Here is a 16,390-nt window from a genome sequence, read left to right as displayed (position 1 = left end):
CCGGAAACCTAGCGGTCAATGCCGGTTTCGGCAACGTCACGCAATGGTCACGACAACAGTGAGCAAGGTGTTCTAAGTCACTTAGGCGAACCTAGGACGATCTTCAACTCATCAATAATCTTCGATACTTTCGCTTGCAGGGCCGACGCCGAAGGTCCCGCCCCGAGGACCTCCCGGGAGTACGACGGGAGGACCGCCGAGAGGTTCTCACCGAAGATCCGGCGAAGATCATCGGGCCGCCCGCCCTGTGCTCCCAGGCCCGGAACGAGAAACGGTCCGCCCATGCGAGACAGGTCGTGTCCGGTATCGCCAATCGTCGCCCCGACCACGGCACCGAAGCTTCCCAACGGCTGCATACCCTCATTTAGCAGGGAAATCTCGTCCAAGACGTGCTGGCCGACGGTTCGGCCGTCTTCGACCCGCGCGTGCTGGATCGACGGACCCTCCTTATTGGACGTTAAGGCGAGCACGAAAACTCCGCCGCCGTACCTGAGCGCCGAGTCAAACATCGGGCTGAGTGAGCCGACGCCGAGATACGGGCTCGCCGTGATCGCGTCGACATAGATGGGACTGGATGGGTTCAAATACGCGTCGGCGTAAGCCGCGACAGTCGAGCCGATGTCACCGCGTTTGGCGTCGAGAAGAACCAGAGCTCCGGCCTCCCTCAACTGTCGGATAGTTGACTCGAGAATCTGGACTCCCAAAGCCCCGAAACGCTCGAAAAACGCGGACTGCGGTTTGAACACGGCCACCCTGTCGGCCAGTGCATCCACGACAATTTGGCAAAAATCAGCCACACCTTGGGGGCTGTCCGGCAAGCCCCAGGCACCGAGCAGCTCAGCGTGCGGGTCCACTCCGACGCACAACTGCCCCCGATCGGCCATCGCCTCAACGAGACGGGCTCCAAAAGGTGTCATTGGACACTCCTCACCATGGCTGTAGTAATCAAGTCCACTTCGTCATCAGTGCAAACGTAGGGCGGCATCGCGTAAACCAGATCGCGGAACGGTCTAACCCAGACACCGTGCTTGGCCGCGGTCGCCGTAACCGCGGGGACGTCAACGGGGCTGTCGAGCTGGATGACACCGATCGCCCCGAGCACCCGCACGTCTTTGACCCCCGGCAGATCCGCCGCGGGAGCGAGTCCGGTTAGGAGTCTCGCCTCGATCCGTTTCACGTCATCTCGCCAGGGTTTGCTCAGCAGCAGTTCGACCGACGCCTGAGCGACCGCGCACGCGAGCGGATTGCCCATGTAAGTCGGCCCGTGCGCCAGCACCGGCACCTGTCCCCGCGAGATGCCATCGGCGATCTCACTCGTGCACAGCGCCGCCGCGAGCGTCAGGTAACCGCCCGTCAGCGCCTTGCCCAGGCACATGATGTCGGGGGTAACCCCCGCCAGGTCCGCGGCGAAGAGCTCACCGGTGCGCCCAAAACCGGTCGCGATCTCATCGAATATCAGTGGTACTCCGTGAGCGGTGCACAATTCCCGGAGTACCCGCAGATATCCCGGGTCGTGGAACCGCATCCCGCCAGCTCCCTGCACGACCGGTTCGACGATGACCGCCGCGAGTTCGTCAGCGTTTAGGGCGATGGCCCGCTCGAGTTCGTCCACGTAGGACTGTTCGAACACGGCCGGTGGCGGCCCGGCGAAAAGCTGACGGGGCAGCACGTCTCCCCACAGCGAGTGCATGCCGCCTTCGGGGTCGCAAACGCTCATCGGGTGGAACGTGTCGCCGTGGTATCCGCCACGCCACGTCGCGAGACGCCGCTTTTCCGGCCGTCCCTTGGACGCCCAGTACTGCAGCGCCATCTTGATGGCGACCTCGACGCTGACCGAGCCCGAGTCGGCGAGGAAGACGTGTTGCAGGCCGGCGGGCGTGATGTCCACGAGAGTCTTGGCGAGCTTGACGGCCGGCTCGTGGGTGAGCCCGCCGAACATGACGTGTGCCATCTTGCCCAGCTGGTTTTGGACCGCCTGGTCGAGTTCGGGCACACGGTAGCCGTGGATCGCCGCCCACCAGCTGGACATGCCGTCGACCAGTTCGCGTCCGTCCTGCAGTTTCAGCCGCACACCTGAGGCGGACTCGACCACGTAGGGCGTCAGCGTTCCGGGCATCGGGCCATAGGGGTGCCACACGTGCGCGCGGTCGAGTTCAGCGATATCCACGCACGCACTCCTTCACCAGCGCGGGACCGTGATAGATGAACCCGGTGTAGAGCTGGATCAGCGAAGCACCGGCGTCGAACATCCGCGACGCGTCGTCAGCCGTCATGATCCCGCCGACGCCGATCACGGGCAGCCCCGACTCCTTGTGCACGAACGAAACGACCTCCCGTGCGCGTTGCGTCAGCGGCTTGCCCGACAGTCCTCCTTGTGGACCGTCATGGGCGATCGTCGTGTTGGTGGCGATGATTCCCTTGACGCCGTTGGCTATTGACACCTCAAGCGCTTCGGCGATCGCGGCTTCGGTCAGATCAGGAGCGATCTTCACCAGCAGCGGCACGTCGCCCTTCAACTCGCGCAGGATCGCCTCCAGGTGCGACTTGTCCTGCAGCTGGCGAAGGCCCGGTGTGTTGGGCGAGCTGACGTTGATGGCGATGTAGTCCGCGTAAGGCGCCAGCAGGTCATAGGACGCGCGGTAGTCGGCCACCGCCTCGTCCAGTGGCGTGATCTTCGACTTGCCGAGGGAGATTCCTAACGGGACGGTCCGCTGAAATTCCATCAGCTTGCTCGCGAGGGCGGCGGCACCGGCGTTGTTGAAGCCCATCCGGTTGATGACGGCCTGCTTGCCGATGTCGCGGAAAACCCGCGGTTTCTCGTTGCCCGGCTGAGCGTGTGCGGTGACCGTGCCCACTTCCACGAAGCCGAACCCGAGCGCGGGCCAGGCGCTGAGCGCGATGCCGTTCTTGTCCATGCCGGCGGCCAGGCCGACCGGGTTCGGGAAGTCCACCCCGAAGACCCGGACCGGTCTGTCCACTTTGTACAGGCTGGCCAGCGCCTTGCGCACGGGTGCGCCGAGCCGGGCCAGCCGGTGCAGCGTCCACTCATGTGCCGTCTCCGCGTCGCCTTTGCCGATGCGGAACAGCCAGGGCCGCACGGCCTTCTCAAACACCGTCACTTGCTGAGCTCCGGGCGCAGGGCGGCGTGCAGTTGCTGCAGCGGGCGGACCGTCATGTCGCCCCGGATCAGCGCCTCGATGCCCATGACGGCCGCCGCCGCGCCGGGAACCGTGGTGCAGCAAGGGATGTCGGCCGCGACCGCGGCGGAACGGATCTCGTAGCCATCCGAGCGTGCCGCCGCACCCGAACCCTGCGGCGTGTTGATGACCATCTGCACCGCACCGGAATGGATGAGCGACACCGCGTCGCTGGAGCCGTGCTCGTAGTGCTTGCCCACGATCTCGCACGGAATCCCGTGCCGCCGCAACACTTCGCCGGTGCCAGCGGTCGCGATGATCTCGAAGCCCAGGTCGGCCAGCCGCTTGATCGGGAAGATCATGCCCCGCTTGTCGCGGTTCGCGACGGAGACGAAGATCTTCCCGCTGACGGGCAGCCCACCGTAGGCGGCGGTCTGCGACTTGGCGAACGAGTAGCCAAACGACATGTCGATGCCCATGACTTCACCGGTCGACTTCATCTCCGGTGACAGTAGCGTGTCCACGCCGTGGCCGGCCTTGGTGCGGAACCGCTTGAACGGCAGCACCGCCTCCTTGACCGCGACCGGAGCGCCCTCGGGCATAACGCCGCCGTCTGAGGTCGCCAGCAGCATGCCTTCGGCACGCAGCTCGGCGATCGTCGCGCCCAAAGCGATGCGGGCCGCCGCCTTCGCCAGCGGGACAGCCGTCGCCTTCGACACGAACGGGACGGTCCGGGAAGCGCGCGGGTTGGCCTCCAGCACGTAAAGCGCGTCGTCCTTCAGCGCGTACTGCACGTTCAGCAAACCGCGCACGCCAACGCCACGGGCGATCGCCTCGGTGTATTCGCGCACCTTCGACAGGTGAGCGTTGCCCAGGGTGATCGGCGGCAACGCGCACGCCGAGTCTCCACTGTGGATGCCCGCTTCCTCGATGTGCTCCATGACCCCGCCGAGGTAGACCTCGCCGGTCGCGTCGCACAGCGCGTCGACGTCGATTTCGATGGCGTCGTCAAGGAACCGGTCCACGAGCACCGGGTGCTCCGGGGAGATGTCGGTCGCGCGTTCGATGTAGGAGCGCAGGGTCGGGTCGTCGTAGACGATCTCCATGCCGCGTCCACCCAAGACGTAGGACGGGCGCACCAGGACGGGGTACCCGACCTCGTCGGCGATCTTCTTGGCGTCGTCATAGGACGTCGCCGTCCCGTGCGCGGGCGCCCGAAGGCCCGCCGCGGCGAGAACCCGGCCGAACGCGCCCCGCTCCTCGGCGAGGTGGATGGATTCCGGTGACGTGCCAACGATCGGGACACCGGCGTTCTTGAGCCGCTGCGCCAGGCCGAGTGGCGTTTGCCCACCGAGCTGAACGATGCAGCCGACCACACCGGGACCGCCAGCGGCCACACCCGAGGTGTGCTCCGCGTGGTAGACCTCGAATACGTCCTCGAACGTGAGCGGCTCGAAGTAGAGCCGGTCAGCCGTGTCGTAGTCGGTCGAGACAGTCTCGGGGTTGCAGTTGACCATCACGGTCTCGTAACCGGCCGCCCGCAACGCCATGACCGCGTGCACACAGGAGTAGTCGAACTCGATGCCCTGGCCGATGCGGTTAGGCCCGGAACCAAGGATGATCACCTTCGGCTTGTCTGACGGCCGGACCTCGGTCTCCTCGTCGTAAGACGAGTAGTAGTAAGGCGTTTCGGCCGAGAACTCGGCGGCACAGGTGTCGACGGTCTTGTAGACGGGCCGCACCCCGAGCCGGTGCCGCAACGTGCGCACACCGTCTTCCCCGGCGAATTCCGGCCGCAGCGCGGCGAGCTGACGGTCGGACAGGCCGGCCCGCTTCGCCTTGCGCAGCAAGGCTTCGTCGAGCACGCGAGCGTCCATAATGGACTCGCGCAGCTCGGTCAGCCCGGCGATCTGGTCCACGAACCACGGGTCCATCCCAGACGCCTCGCACACCTCGGCGACCGAACGCCCCGCCCGCAGCGCGCGCTCCACGGTGTAAAGCCGCGCGTCGTGCGGAACCTTCAGCGCCTCAAGCAACGACGTGCCGTCATCGCCGGCCGCGACCGGGTGCGCAAGTGCCGCGTCCGCAACGGTCCAGAAGCCGGCCGCCTTCGTCTCCATGGAGCGCATGGCTTTGTTCAGCGCCTCGGAGAAGTTACGCCCGAGGCTCATGGCTTCGCCGACCGACTTCATCGTGGTGGTGAGTTCGGCGTCAGCGCCCGGGAACTTCTCGAACGCGAACCGCGGGATTTTCACCACCACGTAGTCCAGCGAGGGCTCAAAAGCCGCCGGGGTCTTGAGCGTGATGTCATTCGGGATCTCGTCGAGGGTGTAGCCGATGGCGAGCTTGGCGGCGATCTTCGCGATCGGGAAGCCCGTCGCCTTGGAGGCCAGCGCACTGGACCGCGACACGCGAGGGTTCATCTCGATGACCACGATCCGGCCGGTCGCCGGGTGGATCGCGAACTGGATGTTGCAGCCGCCCGTGTCCACACCGACTTCGCGCAGCACCGCGATGCCCAGATCCCGCATCGCCTGGTACTCAACGTCCGTCAGCGTCATCGCCGGGGCGACCGTGACCGAGTCTCCCGTGTGGACACCCATCGGGTCGATGTTTTCGATGGAGCAGATGACAACGACGTTGTCGTGCTTGTCGCGCATCAACTCCAGCTCGTATTCCTTCCACCCGAGCACGCTCTCCTCGATGAGCACCTCGGTGGTCGGTGACGCGGACAGCCCGGCGTTGGCGATGAGTTCCAGCTGTTCCATCGTGTGCGCCATACCGGAACCCAAGCCGCCCATGGTGAACGACGGCCGGATGACGACCGGCAGACCGAGGTCTTCGACCGCGGCAAGGACTTCGTCGTAGCTGTGGCACACCCGCGACCTCGGAGTGTCTCCCCCGGCCTTGGCGACGATGTCCTTGAACAGCTGACGGTCCTCACCGCGCCGGATGGCGTCGATGTTGGCCCCGATCAGTTCGACGTTGTACTTGTCCAGCACGCCGGACTCGTACAACGCGACCGCTGTGTTCAGGGCGGTCTGCCCGCCGAGCGTGGGCAGCAAGGCATCCGGGCGTTCGGCCGCGATGACCTTCTCCACGAACTCCGGCGTGATCGGTTCCACGTAGGTGGCGTCCGCGAACTCCGGGTCGGTCATGATGGTCGCCGGGTTGGAGTTCACGAGGCTGACGCGAATGCCTTCAGAGCGAAGGACGCGGCACGCTTGCGTACCCGAATAATCGAATTCGCAGGCTTGGCCGATGACGATCGGGCCGGAGCCGATGACGAGGATGTGCTTGAGATCTGAGCGCTTAGGCATTTTCCACCAACTCAACGAACCGGTCGAACAGATAGTCGGCATCGTGCGGGCCGGCCGCCGCTTCGGGGTGGTACTGCACGGTGAACGCGGGAGTGTCCAAACACCGCAGACCCTCGACAACGTTGTCGTTCAGGCAAACGTGACTGACCTCGACCCGGCCGAACTCGCCTTCGGACTTCTCCGGCGCGTCCACCGCGAAGCCGTGGTTGTGTGAGGTGATTTCGACTTTGCCGGTGACGCGGTCCATCACAGGCTGGTTGATGCCCCGGTGACCGTAGCCGAGCTTGTACGTCCCGAACCCCAGGGCACGCCCCAGGATCTGGCTGCCGAAGCAGATGCCGAACAGCGGAATCCGTTGCCGCATCACGGCTTGCGCGAGCACCACGGGGTGATCGGCTGTTGCGGGGTCACCCGGTCCGGGCGAGAAGAAGATGGCGTCCGGGTTGACGCTCTTAAGGTCCTCGAGGCTTGAGGTCGCCGGCATGATGTGCGTGGTGACACCGCGCTTGGCAAGCCGCCTGGCCACATTGCGCTTGATGCCAAGGTCCAGGGCCGCGACCGTGTAGCGGTGCTCGCCTTCGGCTTGCACCACATAGGTTTGCGGCGTCGTGACTTCGGCGCTGAGATCGGCGCCAACCATCAGCGGCTGCTCCAGAATGCGCGCCAGCAACGCTTGCGGATCAGCGTCCACACTGGACACTCCCACCCGCATCGCGCCCCGCTCACGCAAGTGGCGCGTCAAGGCGCGGGTATCAATACCCGAGATGCCAACGACACCTTCTTCTTCGAGCCGCTCTTGCAGGCCGCGTTTCGAGCGCCAATTCGAGGGGGTACGCGACGGATCGCGCACGACATAGCCAGCGACCCAGATGCGGCCCGACTCATCGTCCTCATCGTTGACGCCGGTGTTGCCAATGTGCGGGGCCGTCTGCACGACAACCTGGCGGTGATACGACGGGTCGGTCAGTGTCTCCTGGTAACCGGTCATCCCGGTGGTGAACACGGCCTCGCCGAACGTTTCGCCGGCAGCGCCGTATGCCTCCCCCCGGAACGTCCGCCCGTCCTCAAGGACAAGGATTGCCTCAGTCACTTCGTCACCTTCCCGTTTTCGACCGTCTGCACACCACGCAAGTAGGTGTGGACGACCCGCCCTGGCAGGGTCATCCCCGCGTAAGGCGTGTTGTGGCTTAGGCTCGCCAGCCCGTGCGGGTCGACGGCCCACTTCGCTGTGGGGTCGATGAGCGTGAAATTGGCCGGGTTTCCCGGCGTGAGCGGGTGCCCGTGCCCGGACAGTTGCGCGATGCGCGCCGGGGCATAGGACATGCGCTCCGAGATCAGGTCCCACTGCTCACCGAAAACGTGGATCGCGATGGGCAGCGCGGTTTCCAAGCCGAGCATCCCAGGGCGGGCGTAGGCCCACTCGCATTCCTTGTCCTCGCTCGTGTGTGGAGCGTGGTCGGTGGCGATGATGTCGATCGTCCCGTCGAGCACACCCTGGCGCAGCGCCTCGACGTCACTGGCCGTGCGCAGCGGCGGATTCACCTTGTACACCGGGTCATAGGAGGTCGCCAGCTCGTGTGTCAGGAGCAAGTGGTGCGGGGTCACCTCAGCGGTGACCTGAACGCCGCGCGCCTTCGCCTGCCGGATCACCTCAACGCTGCCCGCAGTGGACACGTGGCAGACATGCAACCGCGATCCGACATGTTCAGCGAGCAGAACGTCGCGGGCGATGATGCTTTCCTCAGCGACAGCGGGCCAGCCAGTTAGACCGAGCCGTTGCGAGACATCGCCCTCGTGCATCTGTGCGCCCTCGGTCAGGCGCGGCTCCTCGGCGTGCTGGGCGATGACACCGTTGAAAGCCTTGACATATTCCAGGGCGCGGCGCATGAGCCGCGGATCGTGAACGCAGAAGCCATCGTCGGAGAAAACGCGTACCCGCGCGGCACTTTCGGCCATCGCCCCCAACTCGGCCAGGCGCTCACCGGCCAGCCCGACGGTCACGGCCCCGATCGGTTGCACGTCAACCAGTCCAGCCTCTTGACCCAGGCGGTACACCTGCTCGACCACGCCCGCGGTGTCGGCCACGGGTGAGGTGTTGGCCATGGCGCACACGGCGGTGTAACCACCGAGGGCGGCCGCGCGCGATCCCGTCAAGACGGTCTCGGCGTCTTCGCGGCCCGGCTCCCGCAAGTGGGTGTGCAGGTCGACGAGGCCCGGCAGCGCGACGAGGCCGTCGGTGTCGACCACCTGCGCTCCCGCTGCCTTGTCGACGATCAGGCCATCCCGGATATAGATCTTCATGCTTATTTTCCTCCGAGCAGCAAGTACAGGCATGCCATCCGCACGCTAACGCCATTGGTGACCTGCTCAACGATGGTGGACCGGGGCGAGTCGGCCACCTCTGGCGTGATCTCCATGCCCCGGTTCATCGGCCCGGGGTGCATGACGATCGCGTGTTCCGGCAAGCGCCTCAGGCGCGCGCCATCGAGCCCGTAACGGCGCGAGTATTCGCGTGCGCTCGGGAGGTAGGAGCTGTGCATCCGTTCCTTCTGGACCCGCAGCATCATGACGACGTCGGAGTCCGGCAGGAGGGCATCGAGGTCGTAGCTAACGTCGCCCAGTTCCTGCGGGACGAGCGTCGGCGGGCCGACCAGGGTTACTTTGGCGCCAAGGGTTTTCAGCAGCAAAGCGTTGGATCGCGCGACCCGGCTGTGCAGCACGTCGCCGACAATGGCCACCCGCAGCCCATCGATGCGTCCCATCCGTGAGCGGATCGTGTACGCGTCGAGCAGTGCCTGTGTCGGGTGCTCATGCGTTCCGTCGCCAGCGTTGAGCACACTGCCGTTGACCCAGTTCGCCAGGCGGTAGGGAGCGCCACTGGCCGGGTGTCTAATCACGACCGCGTCGGCGCCCATGGCCTGCAACGTCCAGGCCGTGTCCTTCAGGCTCTCGCCCTTCTCCACACTGGAGCCCTTGGCCGAGAAGTTGATGACATCGGCGGACAGTCTCTTCGCGGCCGCTTCGAAGGAAATCCGGGTCCGCGTGGAGTCCTCATAAAACAGGTTCACCACAGTCCGGCCGCGCAGGGTCGGCAGCTTCTTGATTTCGCGTCCTTGCACCGCAGCCATTTCCGCCGCGATGTCGAGGATTTCGGTCGCGGCCGCCGCCGTCAGGTCGCCGGCTGAAAGTAGATGCTTCACGCTGCCTCCAGCTGGACCTCGTCGGTGCCGTCGATTTCGGCGAGCTTCACGCGGACCTTCTCGGTCAGCGCGGTGGGGATGTTCTTTCCGACGTAGTCGGCACGAATCGGCAGCTGGCGGTGTCCCCGGTCGACGAGGACCGCTAGCTGCACCACACCCGGCCTGCCTAGATCACTGAGCGCATCCAGGGCGGCCCGGATCGTCCGGCCGGAGAACAAAACGTCGTCGACGAGGATCACGCGGCGCCCGTCAACGCCACCCGGCGGCTCTTCGGTATGCCCGACTTTGCGGACCGCCTGCTGGCGCAGGTCGTCGCGGTAGAGAGTGATGTCGAGCGCACCGACTGGAAGGGAAAGCCCTTCGAACGCGCTAATGCGCTCGGCCAGGCGCCGGGCCAGGGGAACGCCCCGGCTCACGATGCCCATCAGGACGACGTCTTGGGCGCCCTGGGTTTTTTCGAGAATCTGGTGAGCAATCCGGTCAACCACCCGCTGAACGTCAGCGTCGGTTAGTACGGTTTTTGCGTATGGCAAAGCAGACTCCTTCCCCGCCTCACGGGACGGGTCCTTAAAAGATGTCGAGGTCAAAGCTACACCTACCCGATCAGCCAGTGTGCCTCGGCACGATCGGTCTACTTGCCCCTTGACCGTGAGGGTGCATCGCCGTTACGGTCGTCACGCTGCGTAGTGACCACAGCTGCACTGAGCCGACCCCCGGAGTGAAGAAAATGCCTTCTGATTACGCGAAGTCGCTAGGCGCCCGGTTGCGCTCCATTCGCCAGCAGCAGAACCTCTCGCTGCAAGGTGTTGAAGAAAAGTCTGGTGGGCGCTGGAAAGCCGTCGTTGTCGGGTCTTACGAGCGCGGCGACCGTGCCGTGACCGTGTCCCGGCTCGCCGAGCTCGCTGACTTCTACCGCGTACCGGTTGGCGAACTTCTGCCCGATGGCCCTGCCCCCCGCCACGAGCCAACAAGCAAGATCGTCCTGGATCTGGAGAAGCTTTACGATGGCGCCGCCGAAGACCTCGCTTCGGTCGCCCGCTTCGCCCGTGCGATCCAGCAGCAACGCGGCGACTACAACGGCCGCGTCCTGTCCATCCGCGCTGTCGACCTGCAAGCGCTGGCGGTCTTCTACGATTGCACCCCAACAGAGCTGATCGAGCGTCTCGCCGACCACAACGTCCTTGTGGCCGACCCCCGTGCGTTCTTCGCTAGCTGACTAAAGAAAAGTGGCCCCCGCTTGGGGGCCACTTTTCTTTACTGCTTCTTCAGGCAGAGCACATAGCGATAGATCCCGCTGCCCGAGCGGTACCAATACGTCGCGTCGTAGGGCTCCTTCGCCGCGAACGGCCCGGTCTTGCACGACCCAGGGTCCGTGGTGTTGGGCACCCGGGCCACGATCTTGTACGTTCCTGGGCCGCAGGTGGCCGGCACCAGGTTCGGGTCGGCGTCAGTGCCGGTGTTCTTCACACAATCCTTGACCTTCGGATCCCATTCCGGCGACTTCGTCAGGCTGGGCTTAGGCGTCGGGCTGGTGCGCTTCGGAGACGGAGTCGCCGTTGTCGCCTTCGCCACCGGCTCTTCGTCCTTCGGGTTTAGGTAAGTCGTGACCCCCCAGGCCACGCAGCCAAGCAGGCACAGAACCGCGACACCGCCGGCGATCACGGCGATTTTCAGCCCTGTTTTCTTGGCCGGCGCCGCTGGCGCGACGGCTGGCTGCCCATACTGTGGCTGCCCGTATTGCGGCTGGCCATAGGGCGGCTGCTGTGGATACTGCCCCTGCACTGGATATTGCGCCGTTGGCGGGAGCTGCTGCCCCTGCCCCGCATAAGGATCCTGCGGCGGGTAACCCGGTGGCTGCGCGGGCGAAGCCGGTGCCGCATATGGATCCTGCGGTGGGTATCCAGGCTGAACCGGTGCCGCATAAGGATCCTGCGGCGGATACTGCCCTTGCGGCGGGTACGGACCCTGTTGCGCGAACGGATCCTGCGGCTGCCCCTGACCGGGCGGCTGTGACTGATCCCCGTAACTCAATTCGTTCCTCCCCCACGGCGCGGTGGACCGTCCACCGCGCACAGGGAGGCACCCTACCGTCAGTCGCGAGGCGCGTAGTCGGCGATCCTTCCGAGCAGTCCATTGAGGAATCGGGGCGAGTCGTCAGTGGACAGTTCCTTCGCCAGCTCAACGGCTTCCGTGATGGCCACGGGATCGTCGATCTCGGCCACGAAGAACAGCTCATAGACCGCTATGCGGGCGAGGTTGCGGTCCACGATCGGCATCCGGTCGATGGTCCAGCCCTCGGCATAGGTGGAGATGGCTTCGTCGATCCGGTCGAGCTTGTCGTCGACACCCTTCACGAGCGAAATGGTGTACGGCAAGTGCTCCGGCCGTGGCTGTTCCAGGCGCTCGACATAGGCGTCGAGCACCTGGCTCACCGGCAGATCGCGAAGATCGGCTTCATAGAGCACATCTAGTGCCCGCTTACGCGCCCTGCGGCGCGCCGGCATGTTTGTCTTAGGTCCTTCAGGCATGTCGCAAGCTCCATGCCTTCGGCCCAAGATCAGGTCGCAGTAATTCGAAGACCTTTGGCATTACGAGCGGCCGAGGTAACGGCCGTCACGGGTGTCGACCTTGATCTTCTCGCCGGTGCTGATGAACAGCGGCACCTGGACAGTCGCGCCGGTCTCGATCGTGGCCGGCTTGGTGCCACCGGTCGAGCGGTCGCCCTGAAGGCCCGGCTCGGTGTAGGTGACCTCGACCATGACGCTGGTCGGAAGCTCAACGTAGAGGACGACGCCCTCGTGAGTGGCGACAATCACCTCAGCCTCGGGCAGCAGGTAATTCTCGTTGTCGCCCATGACACCGGCACCGACGTGGATCTGGTCGTAGGTGTCGAGGTCCATGAAGACGAAGTCTTCGCCGTCCTTGTAGAGGTATTGCATCGTGCGCTTGTCGACGTTGGCGGTCTCCACCTTGGTGCCCGCGTTGAACGTCTTGTCGACCACCTTGCCCGAAGGGATCTGCTTCAGCGTGGTGCGCACGAAGGCTGGGCCCTTGCCCGGCTTCACGTGCTGGAACTCGACCACCGACCACAACTGGTTATCGAGGTTGAGCACCATGCCGTTCTTGAGGTCGTTAGTGGAGGCCACTGCCAAATCTCCTGGTTAGGTATTCAATGAACAAACGGGCACCAGTCTAGCGTTGTGCGAGGTGCAACAGCGCGAGACGGTAGCCATCCACGCCAAGACCACAAATCACCCCGGACGCCACGGCTGAAACCACCGAATGATGCCGGAACTCCTCACGGGCGTGGATGTTGGACAGGTGCACCTCGATCAGCGGAGCGTTGAGCATGGCGCACGCGTCGCGGACCGCGATCGAATAGTGCGACCACGCTGCGGGATTTAGCACGACCGGCGCGCGTTCGTCGGCCGCCTGGTGCAGCCAGCCCACGAGTTCGGCTTCACTGTCCGTTTGGCGCACCTCGACGTCCAGCCCGAGCTCCTTGCCCGCGCCGGCGCACATCTCCGCGAGCGCCTCGTAGGTCGTGACGCCGTAGATATCGGTTTGCCTGGTGCCCAGCCGGCCCAGGTTCACCCCGTTAAGAACGTAGACCTTCATATGCCCTCTGTAGCAAAGATTCGTCTTGGACCGGCACGGTGACCGGCTTTGCCAGGTCGTCCAGGAGCACGAAACGCAGTGCGTTGCCCCGCGCCTTCTTGTCGATGGACATCGCGGCACGCAACGCGGCCCAGTCTCCGTCATAGCTCACGGGCAGTCCCAGCGCGGACAGGTGCTCACGGGTCTGGTCCACGAAGTCGGGGCGGCCCGTCAGTTTGCCGAGGATCGCCGCGTAAACAAGCCCGACGCTGATCGCCTGACCGTGCGACCACGTGTAGTTCTCCACGTTTTCGATCGCGTGCCCGAGCGTGTGGCCGTAGTTCAGAATCTCGCGGCGGCCACTTTCCTTGAGATCCTCCGCGACCACTTCGGCTTTGACGCGCACGGAACGCTCGATGAGTTCCGGCAGACTGTCCGGTTTGGACATCAGCTCGAGGATGACCGGGTCGGCGATGAAGCCACACTTGACGACCTCGGCCAGCCCGGCATTGCGTTGCGCGATAGGCAATGTCTTGAGCGCGGTCAGCTCGCACAGGACGCCCACGGGCGGATAGAACGCGCCCACAAGGTTTTTGCCCGCCGCGATGTTGATGCCGGTCTTGCCGCCTACCGCTGCGTCAACCATCCCGTTAACACTTGTCGCCACCGGCACCCAGCGCACGCCACGCAGCCATGTGGACGCCACGAATCCGGCGAGGTCGGTCAGTGCTCCCCCGCCCACGCCAATGACCACATCGGAGCGGGTGAACCCGTTGGCCGCCAACGTATCCCAGCACCGGGCGGCGACCTCGACCGACTTTCCGGCTTCGGCGTCCGGGATCGTGATCGGGGTGACTTCAATCCCCGCACCGATCAGCTCATGCACCGCGTGCGAGGCGTCGTGGTTGACCGAAGCGGTAAACAGCACCGCCGCCCGCGTCGCCCCCTGGACAAGCGACGGCAAGTGGTGGCTGATGTGCTCGCCGATGATGACGTCATAGGCCTGCGCCCCGCCCACGCGAACCACCGTGTGATGGTGGTGCGCTTCGTGAGCGTGCGCCTCGTGCAGCCCGTGACTATGCCCCACCGCGCCCTCGCTGGGCTCGCCTTCGTGGCCGTGTGCCGCGTGATGGTGCGCGCCAGGTGCTTGGCCCGCCGGCGTTGCTAAAGCGGCCGGGGATGTCGCGGCGATGAAGGCGCGCTCGTGGGCCGCGAGGTCGCCGGCGCCTTCGGAGGCGGCGGCAAGCTCACTCGCCGCGGGCTCCGAAGCGGCGGGTTCGCTTGGGGCAGCCACGGAAACGGAAGGCTCCGAAGCGGCTTGCTCAGTCGCGGTGGGAAGACCCGGGGTCGCCGAATGAGCGTGGTGCACGGGTTCTTCAGGCGATAGCGGTGTCGTCATGCGAGGGCCTTGGTGATGTCGGCGACGACGTCTTCGGGAGCGCGGCCTGAGGTGTCGACCGTATAGGTGGAGACCTCCTCGTAGAGCGGACGGCGCTGCTCCATCAAGTAGCGCAATGTCGCGCGGGGGTTGACCATCAGCAGCGGGCGGCCGTGGTCGAGCCCGACCCGGCTGACAGCCTCACTGAGGTCGACCTTGAGGAAGACGACCGTGTGCCCGCCCAGGAGTTGGCGGGTCTCTGGGGCGAGGATCGCGCCGCCGCCAAGGGCGAGCACACCGTCGTGAGTGGACAGTGCGTTGCGGACCGCGGCTCGTTCGAGCGCGCGGAAGTGCTCTTCACCTTCGTCGACGAAGATCTCCGGAATCGGCTTGCCCACGCCTTGCTCGATATCGGCGTCGGTGTCGCGAAAGGACACTCCCCTGGACTCGGCGAGCAGGGTGCCGACGGTGGTCTTGCCAGCCCCTGGCGGGCCAACGAGCACGGCGATGGGCTTCATGAGATCACCAGGTTCTCTAGGTACCCCTGAAGGTTTCGCTTGATCTCGGCGACGGAGTCCCCGCCGAACTTCTCTGTCGCGGCTTCGGCGAGCACCAGTGCCAGCATGGCTTCGGCGACGATCGCGGCGGCCGGAACGGCACAGACATCGGAACGCTGGTTGATCGCGGTCGCCGCCTCGCCGGTCGTGATGTCCACAGTGGACAGTGCGCGGTTCAGCGACGAGATGGGCTTCATAGCGGCACGCACGCGCAGTGGCTCGCCGCTCGTGATCCCGCCTTCCAGGCCCCCCGCGCGGTCCGTCACGCGCTTGACGCCCGTTGCCGTAGGCACGATCTCGTCGTGGGCGACCGAGCCGCGGGAGCGCGCTTGGGTGAACGCGTCGCCGATTTCGACACCTTTGATGGCCTGAATGGACATGAGCGCGGTGGCGATGCGGGCGTCGAGCTTGCGGTCCCACTGGGTGTGGCTGCCTAGGCCCGGCGGCACGCCGTAGGCGAGCACCTCCACGATGCCGCCTAGGGTGTCGGCGTCCTTCTTGGCGGCGTCGACCTCGGCGACCATGCGGGCGCTCGCTTCCGGGTCGAGACAGCGCAAGGGATCGGCGTCGATACGCTCTTCGTCTTCGGGGCGGGCGACCAAACCGGGCTTGGCCGCGACCGAGCCGAGCTCGACCACGTGTGACACGATCTCGATGCCCAGGGCCTGCTTTAGCAACGCTTTCGCCACGGTGCCAACCGCGACACGGGCCGCTGTCTCCCGCGCGCTAGCGCGCTCGAGGATCGGCCTGGCGTCGGTGTGGCCATACTTCTGCATGCCGGCGAGGTCGGCGTGGCCCGGGCGGGGACGCGTCAGTGGAGCGTTGCGGGCCTGCTTCGCCAGCAGCTCGGGGTCGACCGGGTCAGCCGCCATGACGGTTTCCCACTTCGGCCACTCCGAGTTGCCCACCTCGATGGCGACCGGGCTGCCGAGCGTGACCCCATGGCGTACGCCGCCGATGATCGTCACGACGTCCTGCTCAAACGCCATCCGCGCACCCCGGCCATAGCCGAGCCGCCGCCGCGCGAGCTCCCGGCCGATCTGGGCTGAAGTCACTTCCACGCCAGCCGGGATCCCATCGAGGACCGCCACCAATGCCGGCCCGTGGGATTCCCCTGCTGTCAACCAACGCAACACCCGACCAGTCTTTCATGCCCACGACGTGAGACTCCCCCGCCGGCCCCCACGCCACAGCGACGCTC

At 65.5% G+C, this 16,390-nt stretch carries 16 protein-coding genes; 1 reads left to right on the top strand and 15 read right to left on the bottom strand.

Features of this window, described 5'->3' with window-relative positions; translation table 11 throughout:
* Positions 1–77: 77 nt before the first annotated feature.
* Genes pyrF through pyrR form a run of 8 tightly spaced genes read right to left on the bottom strand, consistent with a single transcriptional unit; the run spans position 78 to position 10,190 of the window.
* A complete protein-coding gene (gene pyrF, locus A3E1_RS0106810) occupies positions 78–917 on the bottom strand; it encodes an orotidine-5'-phosphate decarboxylase (protein WP_020520005.1) in 840 nt (279 codons plus the stop codon).
* Positions 914–2,167, bottom strand: a complete 1,254-nt coding sequence (locus A3E1_RS0106805; protein ID WP_020520004.1) for an adenosylmethionine--8-amino-7-oxononanoate transaminase — start codon at positions 2,165–2,167, stop codon at positions 914–916. Before A3E1_RS0106805 ends, pyrF begins: the two co-directional genes overlap by 4 nt.
* Positions 2,154–3,119, bottom strand: a complete 966-nt coding sequence (locus A3E1_RS0106800) for a quinone-dependent dihydroorotate dehydrogenase (protein ID WP_020520003.1) — start codon at positions 3,117–3,119, stop codon at positions 2,154–2,156. Before A3E1_RS0106800 ends, A3E1_RS0106805 begins: the two co-directional genes overlap by 14 nt.
* A complete protein-coding gene (gene carB / locus A3E1_RS0106795) occupies positions 3,116–6,457 on the bottom strand; it encodes a carbamoyl-phosphate synthase large subunit (RefSeq protein WP_020520002.1) in 3,342 nt (1,113 codons plus the stop codon). The genes A3E1_RS0106800 and carB overlap by 4 nt, the downstream gene beginning before the upstream one ends.
* Entirely contained in the window at positions 6,450–7,547 is a 1,098-nt protein-coding gene (gene carA, locus A3E1_RS0106790) for a glutamine-hydrolyzing carbamoyl-phosphate synthase small subunit (RefSeq protein WP_020520001.1), read from the bottom strand. The genes carB and carA overlap by 8 nt, the downstream gene beginning before the upstream one ends.
* On the bottom strand, positions 7,544–8,758 hold the full coding sequence (locus A3E1_RS0106785; RefSeq protein WP_020520000.1) for a dihydroorotase: 1,215 nt from the start codon (positions 8,756–8,758) through the stop codon (positions 7,544–7,546). Before A3E1_RS0106785 ends, carA begins: the two co-directional genes overlap by 4 nt.
* Before the next feature lie 2 nt (positions 8,759–8,760).
* Positions 8,761–9,657, bottom strand: coding sequence for an aspartate carbamoyltransferase catalytic subunit (locus A3E1_RS0106780; RefSeq protein WP_020519999.1), 897 nt, complete (start codon positions 9,655–9,657; stop codon positions 8,761–8,763).
* Positions 9,654–10,190, bottom strand: coding sequence for a bifunctional pyr operon transcriptional regulator/uracil phosphoribosyltransferase PyrR (gene pyrR, locus A3E1_RS0106775; protein WP_020519998.1), 537 nt, complete (start codon positions 10,188–10,190; stop codon positions 9,654–9,656). The genes A3E1_RS0106780 and pyrR overlap by 4 nt, the downstream gene beginning before the upstream one ends.
* Positions 10,191–10,384: 194 nt before the next feature.
* On the opposite strand from pyrR, the gene bldD reads away from it, so the two are divergent.
* Positions 10,385–10,873 carry a transcriptional regulator BldD gene (gene bldD / locus A3E1_RS0106770; protein WP_020519997.1) on the top strand — a complete coding sequence of 163 codons (489 nt, stop codon included), beginning with the start codon at positions 10,385–10,387 and terminating at the stop codon, positions 10,871–10,873.
* 38 nt (positions 10,874–10,911) lie between these two features.
* Here bldD and A3E1_RS44515 read toward each other — a convergent pair whose 3' ends face one another.
* The 7 genes from A3E1_RS44515 to aroC form a co-directional block, all read right to left on the bottom strand.
* Complete coding sequence (locus tag A3E1_RS44515; RefSeq protein WP_020519996.1) at positions 10,912–11,688, bottom strand: LppU/SCO3897 family protein; 777 nt, start codon at positions 11,686–11,688, stop codon at positions 10,912–10,914.
* Between the two features lie 59 nt (positions 11,689–11,747).
* On the bottom strand, positions 11,748–12,161 hold the full coding sequence (nusB, locus tag A3E1_RS0106760) for a transcription antitermination factor NusB (RefSeq protein WP_020519995.1): 414 nt from the start codon (positions 12,159–12,161) through the stop codon (positions 11,748–11,750).
* 84 nt (positions 12,162–12,245) lie between these two features.
* Positions 12,246–12,803 (bottom strand): elongation factor P, encoded by a 558-nt coding sequence (gene efp, locus A3E1_RS0106755; protein ID WP_020519994.1) that lies wholly within the window; start codon positions 12,801–12,803, stop codon positions 12,246–12,248.
* A 46-nt stretch (positions 12,804–12,849) separates the two neighbouring features.
* Positions 12,850–13,275 (bottom strand): type II 3-dehydroquinate dehydratase, encoded by a 426-nt coding sequence (gene aroQ / locus A3E1_RS0106750; protein WP_026208164.1) that lies wholly within the window; start codon positions 13,273–13,275, stop codon positions 12,850–12,852.
* Positions 13,256–14,653 (bottom strand): 3-dehydroquinate synthase, encoded by a 1,398-nt coding sequence (gene aroB / locus A3E1_RS0106745; RefSeq protein ID WP_020519992.1) that lies wholly within the window; start codon positions 14,651–14,653, stop codon positions 13,256–13,258. Before aroB ends, aroQ begins: the two co-directional genes overlap by 20 nt.
* Complete coding sequence (locus A3E1_RS0106740; protein ID WP_020519991.1) at positions 14,650–15,150, bottom strand: shikimate kinase; 501 nt, start codon at positions 15,148–15,150, stop codon at positions 14,650–14,652. The genes aroB and A3E1_RS0106740 overlap by 4 nt, the downstream gene beginning before the upstream one ends.
* The gene (gene aroC / locus A3E1_RS0106735) at positions 15,147–16,325 is read right to left on the bottom strand and encodes a chorismate synthase (protein WP_026208162.1); all 1,179 of its coding nucleotides are present in this window, start codon (positions 16,323–16,325) and stop codon (positions 15,147–15,149) included. Before aroC ends, A3E1_RS0106740 begins: the two co-directional genes overlap by 4 nt.
* Positions 16,326–16,390: the final 65 nt, after the last annotated feature.

Origin of the sequence: Catelliglobosispora koreensis DSM 44566, from assembly GCF_000379685.1 — a bacterium.
Taxonomy (GTDB): domain Bacteria; phylum Actinomycetota; class Actinomycetes; order Mycobacteriales; family Micromonosporaceae; genus Catelliglobosispora; species Catelliglobosispora koreensis.
This window is presented reverse-complemented; position numbering and strand designations above follow the sequence as displayed.

Excerpts from the sequence above, each read along its gene's own strand:
- pyrF (WP_020520005.1), bottom strand. The coding sequence starts at position 917 with ATGACACCTTTTGGAGCCCGTCTCGTTGAGGCGATGGCCGATCGGGGG.
- carB (WP_020520002.1), bottom strand. The coding sequence starts at position 6,457 with ATGCCTAAGCGCTCAGATCTCAAGCACATCCTCGTCATCGGCTCCGGC.
- A3E1_RS0106785 (WP_020520000.1), bottom strand. The coding sequence starts at position 8,758 with ATGAAGATCTATATCCGGGATGGCCTGATCGTCGACAAGGCAGCGGGA.
- bldD (WP_020519997.1), top strand. The coding sequence starts at position 10,385 with ATGCCTTCTGATTACGCGAAGTCGCTAGGCGCCCGGTTGCGCTCCATT.
- nusB (WP_020519995.1), bottom strand. The coding sequence starts at position 12,161 with ATGCCGGCGCGCCGCAGGGCGCGTAAGCGGGCACTAGATGTGCTCTAT.
- aroQ (WP_026208164.1), bottom strand. The coding sequence starts at position 13,275 with ATGAAGGTCTACGTTCTTAACGGGGTGAACCTGGGCCGGCTGGGCACC.
- aroB (WP_020519992.1), bottom strand. The coding sequence starts at position 14,653 with ATGACGACACCGCTATCGCCTGAAGAACCCGTGCACCACGCTCATTCG.
- A3E1_RS0106740 (WP_020519991.1), bottom strand. The coding sequence starts at position 15,150 with ATGAAGCCCATCGCCGTGCTCGTTGGCCCGCCAGGGGCTGGCAAGACC.